Below are 17334 nucleotides of genomic sequence, written 5' to 3'. Positions count from 1 at the left end.
TTCTTAGCTGTATTGTAACATGTCCTATTCCTATACTCCTACTAGGATGCTTATTTTTACGAATTCTTCTTATACTGTGAATCAATCAACTACAATCTTGCAAGCTCTTATATCATATGCATTTTATTTTTCACCCATTTGAAATCTCTCTTTTCCTTTCTAAAAACGTGATTCTTTCAATTACAACTTCTGTTCTATATATTCTCTTTCCTTGGTCATTCTCGTAATTGCTCGTATGAATACGGCCCGTAATACCAACGAGAGCACCTTTTCGGCAATACTCTGATACATTCTCAGCTGACTTCCTCCAAACAACACAATAAATATAATCTGCTTGTTGTTCCCCTAAACTATTTCGAAATCCTCTTTTTACAGCAATACAAATACGTGCATAAGGAATTCCTTGCTTTGTATAGTATAATTCTGGGTCTTTTGTTAATCTTCCAACTAATACAACTCGATTCATCATACATATATCACCTCACATTTTTTCTCCATTGTAGAAAAAAAGAGAAAATAGGTAAAAAATGCAAAATGATATATTTCCATTCAGAAATCATAACTTTCAATCCAATAAAATAAAAAAAGAAATTCTATATGATGCAATCATGCAGAATTTCCTGAAATATTTATGCTTCTCGGCAAGAAATATAATATCCTCCACGAGCCATTCGTATATCAGCACGATATAATGTATTGTTTAAACGAAAAGTAATCGGCTTCACTTTGTTTACAAATTCTAGCTGTTCCTGAGATTCTTTCGCATACTTCTCAACAGCTGTACAAATGATTTCGGCGGATGGATACGTTAAAGCGTCAGCTAATTCAATAAAAAAACTTTTTCTTAATATTTTTTTGAAGAGTCCTTTCTTTTCTTTCATCACAAACACTCTCCCTTCACACATAAAGTGAAACTTTAATCCGTGGGGGTTTTCTTCATCCCCCACGGATTATGAGCCCTCACCAATCGGGCTGCCCTAAAATAGCGGGATAAAATAAAACTTTCATTTATAGTTCTATTTCATTTTCCATCCATATTATACCATAACAAATTTTCATGAGCTTTAGAAAGAGAACAACAAAAAAACCTGTATGCTTGCAAACATACAGGTTTTTCTACTAATCATTCTTTGCAAAGTAAGAAACGAAGCGAAGAATTTCTAAGTATAGCCATACTAGCGTCATCATTAGGCCCATTGCGCTATACCACTCCATATATTTCGGAGCACCGCTATGCGCACCATTTTCGATTAAATCGAAATCTAGTAATAGATTTAATGCAGCAACGACAATAATAACCGCACTAATGATTATACCGATTGTTCCCCCTTGGTGAATATATGGAACTGTTACACCAAACATATTTAATGCGAAAACAATTAAGTACATAATCGCAATTCCAAAGGTTGCAGCCATAATACCTGTGCGGAATTTATCCGTTACTTTCACTACGCGAGTCGCATATAACACTAACATTGCAAATAAAATAGAAACAGTTAGTAGTACCGCATTTAAAACGATAGAATCTCCAAAACGCATTGTGTATATAGCTGAAACACTTCCTAACACAACACCTTCTACCGCTGCATAAATTGGCGCACCAATCGGTGAGATACGCGGAATAAACATTGATGCAAACGCGATAATAGCAGCAACAATTAGCGCACCAATAAATACTGGCATTTTCATTACACCATTCATCATCTGTATGTATGAATAGACAGACGTTGCAAGAAGCAAGATAAGCATAATAAAAGTTTTGCCTACCGCTCCGCTAATTGTCATGGCAGACGCACTTGCTCCTTCTTTACGAAATGCCTCTTTTTTCAACATTGGATTCGATGTTCTCATTTTTTCCCTCCTATAATAGGTTCTACCAATAGTGTAAAGTTTTTCTCTTTATATTTCAATATATGCAGCTTGTTTTTATTTTAATCCTTCAACAATATCTGAAAGCTCACTCCATCGTTCCATCGCTTTCTCTAGTTGTTCTTCAAGTTGTTCCTGTACTTCAGCAAGTTCTTGCGCCTTCGTAAAGTCGGAACCTACATTTGCAAGTTCTTCCTCAACTGCTCCCAATTTTTCTTCCAATTCTGCAATCTTATCCTCAATTGTGTCCCACTCGCGTTGTTCATGATAAGATAGTTTACGTTTCCGTTGTTGTTTCGGTACTTCTTCTACTTTCTTCTCTTTTCGTACTTCGGCTTTTTCAAGTAGTTCCTTTGTTTTTTCTATTTCTAAATAGTCACTATAACTTCCTAAAAATTCACGAACTTCACCATTTCCAGTAAAAATAAATAACTCATCTACGACTTTATCTAGAAAATAACGATCATGCGATACGGTTAACACTACGCCTGGAAAATCTTCTAAATAATCTTCTAATACCGTTAATGTTTGTGTATCTAAATCGTTTGTTGGCTCGTCTAATAACAGTACATTCGGTTCTCCCATTAAAATGCGCAATAAATACAATCGTCTTCGCTCACCACCAGATAATTTCCCAAGCGGCGTTCCATGTGAATGTGGTTCGAATAAGAAACGCTCTAGCATTTGTGAAGCGCTAATGATTTTGCCATCTGTCGTATGAATGACTTCTGCAACCTCTTTAATATATTCAATCATACGCTGATTTAAATTCATTTCTTCATTTTCTTGTGTATAATACGCAATTTTTACAGTTTGACCTACTTCAATTTCACCACTATCCGGAGATAATTTACCTGTAAGCATGTTTAATAATGATGATTTTCCGCTACCATTTGCTCCAATAATCCCTATGCGGTCGCCTGGTTTTATAATATGACTAAACTTATGAAGCAACGGCTTATCTCCAAACTGTTTCGTTACATCTTTTAGTTCAATCACTTTCTTTCCTAATCTGCTGCCGCTAAGTGCAATATCAACAGTCTGCTTCGCAGCAGGCCCTTCTTGATTCTTTAAATCTTCGAAACGTTGAATACGAGCTTTTTGCTTCGTTGAACGGGCTTTTGCTCCGCGGCGAATCCAAGCTAATTCTCGGCGATATAAATTTTGTCGTTTTGCTTCTTGCGCTAGTTCTTGTTCTTCACGAAGTGCTTTTGCTTCTAGAAATGTACTGTAATTCCCTTCGTAGCTATATAACTCCCCTTTATCTAATTCAAAAATGCGGTTTGTTACGCGGTCTAAGAAATACCGATCATGTGTAACAAGTAAAACGGCTCCTGTATATCTTGATAAATACTCTTCCAACCACTCTACCGTTTCATGATCTAAATGGTTCGTTGGCTCATCTAGTATGAGTAAATCTGGTGTTTCAATAAAACATTGCGCCATCGCAATACGTTTCTTTTGTCCTCCAGATAAATTTCCAACTCTTGCAGTAAAGTCTGTAATCCCTAATTTCGTTAAAAGAGACTTCGCATTCGCATTTGCTTCCCATGCATTCATTGCATCCATACGCTGTTGCATCGCAAATAATTGCTCTTGTACTTTTTCACTATTTGGATTTTGTTCAATCTGCAATAGTGATTGTTCATATTCACGAAGAAGACGAATAAGGGGGGTATCTCCATGAAATACTTGCTCAAGAACAGTTAAATCTTCCTTAAAGTCTGGCTGCTGTGGTAAATAGCTAATTGTATACCCACGCGTATGTGTCATATCGCCTGTATCTGGAATTTCTACACCAGCGATAATTTTTAACAACGTTGACTTCCCTGTACCATTTACCCCAATAATTCCAGCACGTTGTCCTTCCGCTATGCTAAATGATAATCCATTAAATAACGGCTTATCTCCATATGATTTCGATACATTTTCAACTGTTAACATTTTCATATTTGCCCATTCCACTCTTTCATAAATTGTTCAATAAATTCTTCCATATAAAGATGACGACTCTCAGCCTCTCGCTTCGCTGCATCTGTATTCATTAAGTCTTTTAACTTTAACAGCTTTTCGTAAAAATGATTTAAAGATGGATCATTATTTTTTCTATACTCTTCTTTCGTCATCGATTCACGCGGCGGAATATTTGGATCATACATTAATCTACCCTTTGCTCCTCCATACGCAAATGTACGAGCAATGCCGATAGCGCCAAGAGCATCTAAACGATCCGCATCCTGAACGATTTTTCCTTCTAGCGATTCTACCTTACCACCATGTCCACCTTTATAAGACATATTTGCAATAATATGTAGAATATGTTGCCTTATTTCCTGTTCTACACCTAACTTCTCTAGCCAGTCAGAAACCTTTTTCATTCCAGCTTCTTCACTTTCATTCAGTTTCTCATCCGCAACATCATGAAGCAAAGCTGCCATCTCAATAACAAAAAGATCTCCACCTTCTTGCTTGGCTAAAGAAATCGCTAATTTATGTACACGCTCAATATGATACCAATCATGCCCGCTTGCATCTTTTTCTAAAATATTTTTAACAAACGTCACTGTTTTTTGAATTTGTTCCTGTTTTGTCATTTATCTTCACCCAGTTTCTTATTGTAACACGCCCTTATTTTTTCATCACATATTTTCTTGTCTGCCCATAGACTATTTTGTATGTATGATGATGAAGGAGGAAATCAAATGTTTTATCATAATCAACAGCCTTACCCAGGGCAACCATACTACCCTCAAAATGAAGAACGACATACTGCAATCAAAGAACAGGAGTTTCACTCGGCATCACAACCTCAGTATGCAAACCACTCAGACTTCGCAAAAAATTTCCAAGAAAACCAAATCTCACAAAATCCATATTTCACTCAACAACATCAAGAGCCTCAATATAAGCAACATTCATATACGCCGCAACAATCAGAAGAAACGCAGTATCTCCCAAATACAAATCAACAAAATCAAGAGTTTGTACAACAACCGTACGAATCACAAAATCAACAAAATCCATACTTATCAGAGCAAGCTACCTATCAGCAGCCTCAAATGTATCAACCATATCCAAACTTTCGCGTTTCGCCACCAGCACCAACATTAAACCCGATACAACCACAAATCTTACCACCAGGCCCAGCGACACCAATTCCCACTGAACCGACACAAGAACAAATTCAACAAGTTGTCGGCACACAGTTTCTCTCTTTAAAAAAACCTGTCCTTGATTTTGTAAAACCTTGGGTTCAATACGGTATGAATGAAGCGAAGCATACATCCCACGAACACGCAATGACCGAAATTGCTGCGATTATGTTTTTAGTTGGAAAAGGATTTAATCCAACGATTGCTCATTATATTGTAGAATCTTGGGAGAAGAACGAGCAATTTTAGAAATATTTCCCACCATAAAAAAGAGCACCCTAAATGTTTGAAATACAAGCACTTAGGGTATTCTTTATTTATAACTACTGTCTTACTTCATAATACCATCCACGCGCTTTTAACCATGCTTCAAACTTTGCAAGCGATTCTTCACTTAAACCACCTGTTGTTGCAAATGGATTGTTTCCTTCCCCTGGAAACTCAACCTTTGCCCACCAATTATGATCTAAAAAGTACTTTGAAACTTCCAAAATTGCATTCACACCTAATCCGCCTGTGACAACATATTTATTTACTGGTGCTAGATCTACTCCTGTAACAGCTGATACAAGTGCACGTGCCGCCTTGTCCACATTTTGATTATATTTTTTCATATCACTTTCATTATCTATAAACAATAGTTCAAAATAATAATCTGTTTTTGTTTTATTTAACCACCCTAAATCAGGACGAGATTTTACCCCGCGCCAGTTTGTCCCAAATGCATTCGCAACAACTTTCCCAAGTTGTTCACACTTCGCTAAATTTCCATAACTCGGATGATATAACACTTCCGTTCCACTTGCAGAACCGTTGAAAGAATTCAAATGAAAAGTGGCATCAAAAGTACTTTTCACGCGTAAATGATTATTTGCACAATTGGTCCATACAGCCGTTTGTGTTGTTCCGACGTTATCTGTACAATCTACTACACTCCAACCTACCTGTCTAAAATAATGCCCAACTCGCTGCACAAAATCCCGAGCAATTAATTCTTCTCTTCCGTAAGAACTGCTTGCCCCAGGAACGATGCTATTATGACCTGCTGAAATTGCCGCAATTGGCACTATAAATCATCTCCTTTTCTATTATCATATTCAGAACTTGTCTTACGGTCAGAGCAAATGCCTAAAATGCTGCGATATTCCTTACACATTATGATTCCCTTTTTTGATCAGCTCACTAATCTCTGCACATTTAATAGATTTTTCAAACTTTATTTTTCACTGTAGCTTTGAGTAAAATCACAACGTAAAAATATATTACAATGTTCTCAATCTCGTTTAGCCTCTATGTTATAAATTAAAGAGACCGTTTAATTGAAGATGATATAATGAATCTAATTATCCTAAGGGGGCATTATTTTGTACGGAAAATGTATTACATTTCATGAGTTCGGTAGTCCTAAAAACGTGTTAAAAATTGAATATAAAAATATAGAACCACCAAAAAACAAAGAAATTATAGTTCGAATGTTAGCGAGACCTATAAATCCATCTGACTTAATTCCAATAAGAGGAGCATATGCACATAGGATTTCTTTACCTAACATACCTGGTTATGAAGGAGTTGGTATTGTAGAAGATATAGGCTCTTTAGTTTCTAAAGACCTTATTGGCAAACGTGTCTTACCTTTACGTGGAGAAGGTACTTGGCAAGAGTTTGTTAAGACATCAGCAGACTTTGCTATTCCTATACCTGATTCAATGCATGATTTTACTGCAGCACAAATGTATATCAATCCAATTACAGCATGGGTGACTTGTACGGAAATTCTAAAATTAAAACTGAACGATGTTTTATTGGTTAACGCTTGTGGTTCTTCCATTGGGCATCTTTTTGCCCAACTATCGCAGATTTTAGGTTTTCGATTAATTGCAGTTACAAGAAACAAGAAATATACAAAGGCTTTACTTCACCTCGGGGCTTCTTATGTAATAGATACTTCTACTGCTTCACTCTATGAATCAGTGATGGAATTAACAAATGGAATGGGGGCAGATGCTGCTATTGATTCCATTGGAGGCTCAGATGGAAATGAATTGGCTTTTTGTTTACACCCTAATGGTAATTTTTTAACCATAGGGCTTCTATCAGGAATACAAGTAAATTGGGTAGATATTATAAATAAAGCGAGAGTGAATGCTAATATGTTTCATTTACGAAATTGGAATAAAAATGTCTCAGTACATAAATGGCAAGAAACCTTTCATCGTTTGATTCATTTAGTAGAGGGTAAAAAATTACGTTTTATGACAGTTGATTCTACCTATGATTTAACAGATGTAATAAAAGCTGTCGATACAGTCGAATCCTTAAAAAAAACAAAAGGGAAAGTATTTTTAACAAGTGATTAACTTATGAAAGCAAGAGTTAAAAAACAAAACATAATCAAATTTTTTATTTTAAACTACATGCAATACAACAAAAATCTCCCATTAACAGGAGATTTTTGTTGTATTATTTTACTTTTCGATATAGACCGACTGAATCATTGTACGCGTATACACCTTTCCTTCCTTATTTAGACCTTTTATATCAAACGTTACGTTATAGACACCTGGTTCTGTCATATTCTTCAAAAGCCCTGTAACCATATTATCATTTATTTGTTTCCCATCATTTGACGCAGAAACTAATGTTCCCTCCTTATTTATGATCCGTACCGTAACAGATACATCCTTTTGAATTTCCGGTGCCTTAGCAGACTTCTCCAATTGATATTTCGCTGTCCCAGCTTTCATTTTATTCGGTATTTTCAAAGTAAATGGAGCATCATCTTGCTTATAATTAACAACCATCATGTACGCATCTTGTTGATGATTGCTTAACATTTTAATATTCCATTCTCCTTCTTCCATTTTAGAAAGTTGAAATGTATGAATGGATGCTCCTTTAAAGTATGATTCCTCTTCTCCAATCGTAGTCACACTATCTTTATTTGTATATATCTTTCCTGATGGAGATAGTAATTCTATCTTCACTTCTGAAGAAGCAGTTAAAATTGAAACAGTCCCTTCTGTTTTTCTGTCTACTACAAATGGTTGATTCACCCAATTATGTTGCGGTAACGCACCTCCCAAAATGGTTTGATTAGAAGGAGGATTGGTATTGTTACTTATTTCATTAGAAACAGAATGAAAGTTAGACGGAACTTTCACTTGAGAGGTGCGTAAATAAGGTTCAATTCTAGAAAAAACAGCAGAACCTTTTCGAATATTATCATGATTGAGTCCCGAATCTGTAAATAAATGGATTCCATACGGTAACTTCGTGCTCCATTCATTCACTAAGCCATCATTTGAACCATAATTTGATAAGTATAGCCCGCCTATTGATAAAGCCGAAAAACATGGCCCCCAACTTGTTCCGGTCGCCGTATAGTAACCATTTAATCTACTATTTGGATTCTGATCTATAATGGATCGAAAATGCGCCATCTCACCTATTTGCAAAGAATATGTACCCTCATCTCTTTGCCCTAATAATGAAGCTAACCAACCGGCCCACCAACTATATGATAAATCAGCTAAATTGGAGCCATAATGTGGTGAAGCAAGCATGATCACATTTCCCACAAAACGGTTTGCTCCATATTGAACAAGGGCTGCTTGTGTGTCAATTCCTCCTTTACTATGAGCTACTATATTTACTTTTTTCCCAAAATAGGTATATATCTCTTCTAGCTTTTCAGCTAATAATTGTCCATTTTTCCATTGAGTAGCGGATCCCTTACCAGCCGCATCATATAGTTGAATAAATACGGTTTGATATCCAGCTCGAAATGCATATTCGTACATATCATTCATTTCATGATACACCGTTTCTCCATACCAAGTATCTGCACTTCCATTTCTCCCTTGCACAAAGACAATGGGTGGTCTATTTTCATCATAATTGAAAGGTTTCTCACCTAAAAACCAATCCCCTGGTGTAAATGCCTCTGAAGTAGGAAACCATTTTCCATTTATCGTTCCTATGTTTGCTTGCACATTCTTACTATTATACATAGAAAAAATAAAAAGAAATGCAATTAATAAAACAATACACCTTTTCATGATTTTCATAAAAACTCCTCCTTTGGAAATAACGGCACTTTCTTATACTAATATAAATTCAAACTTAATTATTTTATCTTTTCAAATTGCTAACTATATAAAGTGAAACTTTAATCAGTGGGGTTTTTCTTCATCCCTCACTGATTATGAACTCTCATCAATCGGGCTGCCCTAAAATAGTGGGATAAATAGCATCTCTGAAATAAAGCAGCGCCTCCTACTTTACCAATGCTATTCTTCCTTTCAGTTTGAACTCCTTTTAAAAATAAACTAATATAATGTTTCTCAATAAAAATATTTTTGTATACAATACAAAATAAAAAAAGCAGATTCATTTTTGTTAGAATCTACTTTCTTAAATATCCTTCATCAAATGAAAACATAGAATATTGCTTCACATAGTTCCGTTCATAATTAATCCTAAAATTGCTACAATAATGGAACTGATAATAATCCGTAAAATCCAAGTTGTATTCAAGCTTATTTTTTCTAATTGTTTATTTATAGTAGAAATATCTTTTTCGTTAATCGTTGTACGAGTTTCCAAATTACGAACATCTCTCATAATTTCCTTTTGATTTGACTTTAAGTCTTCCATTTTGGACTTTAGATAATCAATTTCTTCCATACTTTCACCACTCTCATAAAAAGATGTATACTTATAACTTGCCTATCTTGTTTATCTTGCATCAAAATCTTCATACATCATTATCTACTTACTAATACGGAATCCTTCTACTATATATTCATCGTCATACTTATCATAGTATAGGCCACTACCTATTTTCTGCCTTGTAACTTGATCTTGTAAGAATAGAGAACTTTCATCCCTATCTGTCCCGATTTCAATTCCATATTTTTTTGTTAAGTAGGCCAACTCTACTAAAAACCATTCTCTTCGCAATTCTATCGGCAAGTTGTATGTTAGTTTTTTCATCTCATTTATCACCTCATCTATTTTTCAGAAAGGAGTTCGTTCATTTCTATACTATTGGATTACTTTCACATGCTTTATAGCACTATACTATATGCATGTCCGCACGAAATTGTTCCACCTTTCCAAATCAGACAATGCAGCAGGAAATCAGAATGAAGAAATGTAAACGATATAGAAATCGCAAATATAAAAATAGAAACCCGCACTTCTTTTCTCTTTTTCATTTCACATAAAAACCGTTTTAGTATTATATATATTTAGTTAACATAAAAATATTATGTATTAGTAGGAAAGCGGAGTTCTCTCACACCTTCCTACTATACTACTTCATATTAAGAACATCTTGGTACACCTAGCGCTAGAAATAAATTTGCTAAACTTTCAGTAATTGGCACTTTTAACGTAATAACATCATCCACTTTTGTAACTAAGAAGAACGCGCCATTTTCTTCTAAAATACAAGTCACTAATAATTGTAAGTTCATTCCATTCCCCTCCTTTCAGACGAGATACTATACTCTATGAATGAACACCAAAAAAGTAATAGTGTTTATATCTATTTTTTATGATATAAAGAAAAAATAATATTAAAACCTATTAAATAACTTATTTTTTTGATTTTTGTTTTAAACTATATATCCTTAATATATTGCTATATAATTAAACCGGTCATATTTTACAAATGGAGGTAAAAACATGCTTTTTTGGAGTAATCTTAGTACAATTTTATTTTGGATCGCTATCATTCTACTCATTTTATGTATCATTGCATCCTTTAAGAAAAATGGGAAAGCAATGAAATACGGGAGGCCTGCAGTTGTTTGTTTTATGATTTCGTTTTTAATATTTGGAATAAGCGCAGCAGAAACAGAGCATCCTATCGTTAATTTCTTTGCTAATCTATGCTTCATTCTATTCATTTTCTTTCTTGTCTTATCCATTCTATCTGTCATTAAAAAAACTGGTATGGCAAAAAAGCAATTTTTCATTACTGGTATCCTATTTATTCTTTTCGGGGTACTATCAACTATAGCAACACCTTCCACTCCAAATGTAAATGCTAACGAAAAAAAAAGTTGCAACTGAAAAAACAGATAAAAAACTTACAAAACAGAATGAAGTAGATGAGCAAGCTCGTAAACAGCAAGAAGAAGAGCAGCGTCAAGCTGAAGAACAGGCTCGTAAACAACAAGAAGAAGAACAACGTCAAGCTGAAGAACAAGCTCATAGAGAACAAATAAATTCTACAGAAAACAATAATAGTCACGTATACTATAAAAATTGTAAAGAAGTTAAGAATGCTGGAAAAGCGCCTCTATATGCAGGACAACCTGGATACAGCCGAAAATTAGATCGTGATAGTGACGGGGTTGCTTGTGAAAGATAATATGTAGAAAAAGAAGCTCTATTCATATTCATACGCTTCTCATGAATAAAGCAATAAAATACTAGGTAGTGAACTCCCCCCCCCACTTAAAACCTAACGATTTTTGAAGTGTGGGCTTCTCGACTTATCGTTGCTTTTAGTAGCTAACGAAAACTGACCGAGCTATCCCTCTCGTTCCAAGAGTTCTTTTTGCTATACGAACGCTAATAAGCGTAATCCTTCACGTTTAGAAGTGGGAGACTTCTTTCGGAGGGAAGTTAAAAAGACCTATCAAGGGCCATAGTCATCAAGTTACGATTATAGAGACTGGGACAAAAATATTTTAGCTAAAGTAAAACCCGAACAAATTTGCAAGACACTCATACGGTGTTTTGCCATTGTTCAGGTTTTTTAAATATAATGCTTAATTTATCTGAAAGTGATTCGGCTTTCGCAAAGAGCTAATTAGTTATGTCCCAGCCTCTTTTTTATATCCTCATGACAGTTAGAAGACCTATCAAAATTCACTTCAACAGACTGCTAAAAAACAAATTATATGGAAGTCTTATTTGAGCACGCCGAATCATTCATTTAATGATAATCCTAACTTTTCACTAAATACTTCACATAAATAGTCTTCTAAGATCTTTGTTGTAAATTTTTCATTACGACCTAAAGCAAATAATTCTCCATCTTGTACAATAATTGTATCAAGAGAAGTAGCTACTTTATCAACAATTTTTGTAATTTCAATTATATTATGTTCAGTATTCACTTCCGTTTTAAATTCGATATTTTCCACTACTATATGCGAACGTAGACCAGATGTAAAAAAAGAAAAATCGGGATTCCTTACAACCCCTATTTTAATTTCTAGTTGATATAAATATCGAAAGATCACATCTCTATGCCCATCCTTAATCATTTTTTCATTCTTCTCGTTTTCTAAATACTCTTTAACTCCTCTGGCAAATTCATCTAGGAAGCTCACTTTTTGATGCCCCTTTCTATATTTAGTATCAGCGCGATAAACTAATACAATTGTATCATAGCGAAAAAACATGTACCTATTAAATGAAAAATAAAAAGAGCAACTGTACATAAAGTGCTCTTTCTTCAAAAAATATATTTTTACAACCTATCTTTCCTATAATAAATATCATATCGTTACGTTCTACTAGGTATTCAAAAATCGGTAGCAGAAAAATGGAATAAGCTGTTTAGATGAGAAGTTTTTCAATTTCTTTCTCCAATTCCTCTGGCTTTATTTGCGGAGCAAAACGATTCATTACTGCTCCATCACGACCAATTAAAAACTTTGTAAAATTCCATTTTACAGCTTTTATTCCCAATATGCCCGGCGCTTGTTCTGTTATATGTTGATATAGTGGATGAGCATGTTTACCTTTCACATCAATCTTTGCAAACAATGGGAAGGTCACATCATAATTCATTTCACAAAAATTTAAAATCTCCTCTTCTTCTCCTGGTTCTTGTCCTCCAAATTGGTTACATGGGAATCCTAAAATTTCAAATCCTTGCTCTTTATACTTCTCATATAAAGATTGTAACCCTTTATACTGTGGTGTAAACCCACATTTACTAGCGACATTTACAATTAAGAGTACCTTTCCCTCATAATCTCGGAGCGACTTTTCTTCTCCAGTCATTGTTTTAACAGAAAAATGATAAACAGTCATCTACTTCCCCCTTTCTCTTCTCTCCAGTTCATTCCATCGTATGTATTTTATTTTCTTTTTAATGAAAACGCTTTAATTTTGTTCAAAAATTCGACACAAAATACTAGACATTTCCTTTGGAAAGTTTTACAATTAAATTGTGAACAAAATGTGACAGTTTACATTCTAAATTGTGACATTTTCAATTCCATTATAAATCATAAAAGGATGGTGTTGATAATGAAAACTGCACAACATAAAATGCTTTCCAATCGTGAGTTTTATTTCGTACTATATATGATGTTATTATTTGTCGCTGGCTGGGTAATGGATGTAAATGGACTATTTTTAAGTAAATACTTTACTTTAGCTGGTATGATTACACTTCCACTTGTTGGAGGAATTGTTGGATTCTTCATTATGTCAATCAGTAAAAACCAATCAAAATAATAGCATTACATAAAGGGAAGAAAATGTTTTTTCATTTTCTTCCTTTTTCTTTTATAATAAAAAATATAAACTTATAAGAAGCGGTTAAGGCAATTTAAGTAATGAGGATTTCTTCTTGAGAATAATCATGTAGATATCTTAATATGATGACTTATTTTAATTTATATGGAAGCTTTCTAGCATAAAAAAAGACATGGCTAATAGTAAACTTAAACTATAGCCATGTCTTCTTTCCTTTATCTCGGTTTTCTTTTCCCAGTAAATGCAGGTTTCTTTTTCTTTTGTGCTTTCGGCTTCGACTCTACGAATGTGCCTTTAAATATTTCTTGTTTCTTAAACACGATGCCTAATTTGTTCGCAAATTGCAGTAATTTACGTTCTTCTTGTGGTGTGACAAGAGAAATAACAGTTCCTTCTTTTCCCATACGCCCTGTACGCCCTGAGCGGTGAATGTATTGGTCTAACGTATCTGGTAGTTCCAAATGAATGACATGTGTTAAGTCGTTAATATCCAACCCACGAGCCGCTACGTCTGTCGCAAGTAAAATTTCTAGTTTCCCGCTGCGGAATGCGCGCATTGTTGCTTCTCGTTCTTGTTTACTTGCTTCTGCATGAAGAGCTGCTGCTTTCATTTTGCGATACTTTAATTTCTCTGCAATTTCGTCTAAGCGGTACGGATCGTTTAAGAACGCTACCGCTTTCACATGACCTGTATGCATAATTCTTCTTATATACTCATTTTTCTCACGGCGCTCACAAACGATATACATATGCTCTACTAAGCTTTTTGTTTCTGCACGTTTCACGCGTATGAATTGTGGTTGCACAGCAAAATCACGCGCTACCTCTTCCGCCTCTTTTGTCATGGTTGCCGAGAAGAATACTAATTGACGATCACGCATTGTAGCTTTAACAACATCATGCACAGCGTCAACCATCTTTTGTTTTACGATTTGATCAAACTCATCAAATACAATTGTTTTCACTTCGTGCATTTTTAATTTTTTCATGCGAATTAATTCTAAAATACGTCCAGGTGAACCGACAATTACTTTCGGATGTTTCTTCAATTTCTCTACTTGACGCTTTATATCAGCACCACCAATTAAAGATGCACCGGAAATCTCCGTTCCCGCTGTAAACTTTTGCACTTCTTCATGAATTTGCATAACAAGTTCGCGTGTTGGCGCTAAAATCACAACTTGTGGCTGTTTTACTTCCGGATTAATCTTATGTAAAAGGGGTAATAAATACGCTAATGTTTTTCCTGTTCCTGTTGGAGATTCAGCAATAACGTCTTGTCCGTCTAAAATCGTTGGAATTGCTTGTGTTTGAATTTCAGTACACTCTTTAAAACCCGCCTTCTCCCAAGCTTGTTGTAAAAATGGTTGCATATCTTTTATCATTCGTTTTTCTCCTTTATCTCTATTTTTGAAGAAAATGCTGTATTTCTCGCACTGTTTCTATCATGTGAGAAACAACAGCTATTAAATCATCAACATGGTCTTCTGTAATCGCTTTTTGAAATAGAACTTCTGCCTTATTATAATATGAAGTCGCTTGCTTATTATATTCGTATGAAATTGTTTGCACAATCATTCGTTCTTTTCCCCATATCGACTGTAATAGTGTTTCCGTTTTAGGACACATTACTTCTGGTTGTTCTACTGGAAATGAAAATGCTAATTTCATTTCGCATCCCGGTATAAATTGCGGGACTTCTAATATTTCACCAGACAAATTCTTCGCATCAACAGATAGCGAAAACGTTGCTTCAACCGCATGTTCTAATCGTTCTGTTAATTGAAATGAAATATTGTATATACGGCGTAATGACGCAAGATCCATCATATCTTTTCGATTCGTAACAAGAATATCTCCGTGTAAATCGAAATCATAAATAGCTCCCTCTACGATTACTTTTAAATTTTCAAAAGCAGTTGGATCAAACATAATTTCCTCCAAAAAACAGGCGCCTTTCCATCGAAAGGCGCCACTTGATGTATATATAGTTTACAGATAAACGAGATGAATTACAACCTTTTAGAATAAACCTACTGCTTTCCCATCTTCATTTACATCCATTTGAAGCGCAGCAGGTTGTTTTGGAAGACCTGGCATTGTTAACATTGTTCCTGTTAACGCAACGATAAACCCTGCACCAATAGATGGTTTTAGTTCACGAATTGTCACAATAAAGTCCGATGGACGCCCCAATTTTGTTGCATCGTCAGAAAGAGAATATTGTGTTTTCGCCATGCATACCGGCAAGTTCCCCCAACCCTCTCCTTCAAATTGAGCTAACTGCTTACGTGCTTTCGGAGCAAATTCAATATCTTTTGCGCCGTACACTTTTTGAGTAATTGTACGAATTTTTTCTTCTAATGATGCGTTTAAATCATAAAGTGGTGCGTATTTATTTTCACCTTTTTCAATTACTTTCAATACTTTCTCAGCAAGGTCTACACCACCTTGGCCACCTTTCTCCCAAACTTCTGTTAAGGATACTTCGTAGCCACGTTCGTTGCACCATTCTTGTAAATATGCAACTTCTGCATCTGTATCTGTAATAAATTTATTAATTGCAATCACGAATGGAACTCCAAAACTTTGAATTGTTTCAACGTGTTTTTGTAAGTTTTCCATTCCTTTTGCTAATGCATCTACATTTTCTTCTTTTAACTGATCTTTCGCTACACCGCCATGCATTTTCAGCGCACGAATTGTTGCAACAATAACAACCGCTTCCGGTTTAATTCCTGCCGCACGCGCTTTAATATCAAGGAACTTCTCAGCACCTAAATCCGCACCAAAGCCAGCCTCAGTAATGACATAGTCACCTAATTTCGCAGCCATTGTTGTTGCGATTACACTGTTACAGCCATGAGCGATATTCGCAAATGGACCGCCATGAATAATAGCAGGTGTATTTTCTAATGTTTGTACTAAGTTTGGTTTTAATGCATCTTTTAATAAAAGTGTTAATGCACCTTCTACACCTAAATCTTTCACTGTAACTGGTTGGTTTTCAAAATTATAAGCCACTACAATGCGAGATAAACGTGCTTTTAAATCTTGAATATCCGTTGCAAGACAGAATACAGCCATAATCTCAGATGCTACTGTAATATCAAACCCATCTTCACGCGGTACACCTTGAACTGGTCCACCAAGGCCGATTACGACATTTCGAAGAGCGCGATCGTTTAAATCAACGCAACGTTTCCAAACAATTTTACGCGTATCAATTTGAAGGGCATTTCCTTGTTGAATGTGGTTATCGATAAATGCCGCTAATGCATTATTCGCTGTTGTAATCGCATGAATATCGCCTGTAAAATGAAGGTTAATATCTTCCATTGGCACAACTTGCGAATAGCCTCCGCCTGCCGCACCACCCTTTAAACCCATTGTCGGTCCAAGTGATGGTTCACGAAGAGCGATGACTGCCTTTTTACCAATCTTATGAAACGCTTGACCTAAGCCGACTGTGACCGTTGATTTCCCTTCTCCTGCTGGAGTTGGGTTAATTGCTGTTACTAAAACAACTTTTCCGTCTTTTTTCGTTTGTAAGCGCTTAAAAATATCGAGGGATAATTTTCCTTTATAATGACCGTAAGGTTCCAGTTCTTCTTCTAAAATATCTAATTCAGCTGCAATTTCTTGAATTTTTTTCATACGAGCTTCTTGTGCAATTTCAATATCAGATTTAACTGTCGTAGTAGTTGTCATATACCCTAGTCCCCCTTTAATTGGTTCTGACCATATTGTATCAGTTTTTTGTATTTTCTGCACTTATTTCCCTCCTAAAACTTAGGCCTTT

Annotated in this window: 18 protein-coding genes and 1 pseudogene; 4 read left to right on the top strand and 15 right to left on the bottom strand. The window is 35.2% G+C overall.

Features of this window, described 5'->3' with window-relative positions:
* Nucleotides 1-130: 130 nt before the first annotated feature.
* The 5 genes from MR058_RS15060 to MR058_RS15040 all read right to left on the bottom strand — a co-directional run bounded on the left by MR058_RS15060 (nt 131) and on the right by MR058_RS15040 (nt 4463).
* Nucleotides 131-469, bottom strand: a complete 339-nt coding sequence (locus MR058_RS15060) for a single-stranded DNA-binding protein (RefSeq protein ID WP_242144761.1) — start codon at nt 467-469, stop codon at nt 131-133.
* Nucleotides 470-629: 160 nt separating this feature from the next.
* Nucleotides 630-884 carry a DUF4318 domain-containing protein gene (locus MR058_RS15055; RefSeq protein ID WP_242144760.1) on the bottom strand — a complete coding sequence of 85 codons (255 nt, stop codon included), beginning with the start codon at nt 882-884 and terminating at the stop codon, nt 630-632.
* Between the two features lie 235 nt (nt 885-1119).
* Nucleotides 1120-1851: a Bax inhibitor-1/YccA family protein gene (locus tag MR058_RS15050; protein WP_242144759.1), complete on the bottom strand. Its 732-nt coding sequence runs from the start codon at nt 1849-1851 to the stop codon at nt 1120-1122.
* Between the two features lie 75 nt (nt 1852-1926).
* The gene (locus tag MR058_RS15045; protein WP_242144786.1) at nt 1927-3819 is read right to left on the bottom strand and encodes an ABC-F family ATP-binding cassette domain-containing protein; all 1893 of its coding nucleotides are present in this window, start codon (nt 3817-3819) and stop codon (nt 1927-1929) included.
* Nucleotides 3816-4463, bottom strand: a complete 648-nt coding sequence (locus MR058_RS15040; RefSeq protein WP_242144758.1) for an HD domain-containing protein — start codon at nt 4461-4463, stop codon at nt 3816-3818. Before MR058_RS15040 ends, MR058_RS15045 begins: the two co-directional genes overlap by 4 nt.
* 108 nt (nt 4464-4571) lie before the next feature.
* Here MR058_RS15040 and MR058_RS15035 point away from each other — a divergent pair, with 108 nt between their 5' ends.
* The gene (locus MR058_RS15035) at nt 4572-5270 is read left to right on the top strand and encodes a hypothetical protein (protein ID WP_242144757.1); all 699 of its coding nucleotides are present in this window, start codon (nt 4572-4574) and stop codon (nt 5268-5270) included.
* Nucleotides 5271-5344: 74 nt separating this feature from the next.
* Here MR058_RS15035 and MR058_RS15030 read toward each other — a convergent pair whose 3' ends face one another.
* Nucleotides 5345-6088, bottom strand: coding sequence for an N-acetylmuramoyl-L-alanine amidase (locus tag MR058_RS15030; protein WP_242144756.1), 744 nt, complete (start codon nt 6086-6088; stop codon nt 5345-5347).
* 297 nt (nt 6089-6385) lie between these two features.
* Here MR058_RS15030 and MR058_RS15025 point away from each other — a divergent pair, with 297 nt between their 5' ends.
* Nucleotides 6386-7378 carry a zinc-dependent alcohol dehydrogenase family protein gene (locus tag MR058_RS15025; protein WP_242144755.1) on the top strand — a complete coding sequence of 331 codons (993 nt, stop codon included), beginning with the start codon at nt 6386-6388 and terminating at the stop codon, nt 7376-7378.
* 108 nt (nt 7379-7486) lie between these two features.
* Here MR058_RS15025 and MR058_RS15020 read toward each other — a convergent pair whose 3' ends face one another.
* From MR058_RS15020 to MR058_RS15005, 4 genes are all read right to left on the bottom strand, one after another.
* A complete protein-coding gene (locus tag MR058_RS15020) occupies nt 7487-9088 on the bottom strand; it encodes a lipase family alpha/beta hydrolase (RefSeq protein ID WP_242144754.1) in 1602 nt (533 codons plus the stop codon).
* A 385-nt stretch (nt 9089-9473) separates the two neighbouring features.
* Complete coding sequence (locus MR058_RS15015) at nt 9474-9707, bottom strand: hypothetical protein (RefSeq protein ID WP_242144753.1); 234 nt, start codon at nt 9705-9707, stop codon at nt 9474-9476.
* Nucleotides 9708-9791: 84 nt separating this feature from the next.
* Nucleotides 9792-10016, bottom strand: coding sequence for a hypothetical protein (locus tag MR058_RS15010; protein ID WP_242144752.1), 225 nt, complete (start codon nt 10014-10016; stop codon nt 9792-9794).
* A gap of 332 nt (nt 10017-10348) precedes the next feature.
* Entirely contained in the window at nt 10349-10501 is a 153-nt protein-coding gene (locus MR058_RS15005; protein WP_242144751.1) for an exosporium protein G, read from the bottom strand.
* A gap of 211 nt (nt 10502-10712) precedes the next feature.
* Between MR058_RS15005 and MR058_RS15000 the strand changes: the two are divergent.
* Nucleotides 10713-11403 (top strand): annotated as a pseudogene (locus tag MR058_RS15000) (excalibur calcium-binding domain-containing protein).
* A 562-nt stretch (nt 11404-11965) separates the two neighbouring features.
* On the opposite strand, the gene MR058_RS14995 reads toward MR058_RS15000, so the two are convergent.
* Together MR058_RS14995 and MR058_RS14990 are read right to left on the bottom strand one after the other, a co-directional pair.
* Nucleotides 11966-12373 carry a DUF3942 family protein gene (locus MR058_RS14995; protein ID WP_242144785.1) on the bottom strand — a complete coding sequence of 136 codons (408 nt, stop codon included), beginning with the start codon at nt 12371-12373 and terminating at the stop codon, nt 11966-11968.
* A gap of 229 nt (nt 12374-12602) precedes the next feature.
* The gene (locus MR058_RS14990; protein WP_242144750.1) at nt 12603-13082 is read right to left on the bottom strand and encodes a glutathione peroxidase; all 480 of its coding nucleotides are present in this window, start codon (nt 13080-13082) and stop codon (nt 12603-12605) included.
* Nucleotides 13083-13289: 207 nt separating this feature from the next.
* Here MR058_RS14990 and MR058_RS14985 point away from each other — a divergent pair, with 207 nt between their 5' ends.
* Complete coding sequence (locus MR058_RS14985) at nt 13290-13511, top strand: DUF3925 family protein (RefSeq protein ID WP_242144749.1); 222 nt, start codon at nt 13290-13292, stop codon at nt 13509-13511.
* Nucleotides 13512-13747: 236 nt separating this feature from the next.
* On the opposite strand, the gene MR058_RS14980 is transcribed toward MR058_RS14985, so the two are convergent.
* The 3 genes from MR058_RS14980 to MR058_RS14970 form a co-directional block, all read right to left on the bottom strand.
* The gene (locus tag MR058_RS14980) at nt 13748-14917 is read right to left on the bottom strand and encodes a DEAD/DEAH box helicase (RefSeq protein ID WP_242144748.1); all 1170 of its coding nucleotides are present in this window, start codon (nt 14915-14917) and stop codon (nt 13748-13750) included.
* Between the two features lie 19 nt (nt 14918-14936).
* Complete coding sequence (locus MR058_RS14975; protein ID WP_242144747.1) at nt 14937-15464, bottom strand: hypothetical protein; 528 nt, start codon at nt 15462-15464, stop codon at nt 14937-14939.
* A 90-nt stretch (nt 15465-15554) separates the two neighbouring features.
* Nucleotides 15555-17243 carry a formate--tetrahydrofolate ligase gene (locus MR058_RS14970; RefSeq protein ID WP_277926578.1) on the bottom strand — a complete coding sequence of 563 codons (1689 nt, stop codon included), beginning with the start codon at nt 17241-17243 and terminating at the stop codon, nt 15555-15557.
* Between the last annotated feature and the right edge of the window lie 91 nt (nt 17244-17334).

The sequence above is a fragment of the Bacillus cereus group sp. BfR-BA-01430 genome, assembly GCF_022663115.1.
GTDB lineage: Bacteria > Bacillota > Bacilli > Bacillales > Bacillaceae_G > Bacillus_A > Bacillus_A cereus_BD.
This window is presented reverse-complemented; position numbering and strand designations above follow the sequence as displayed.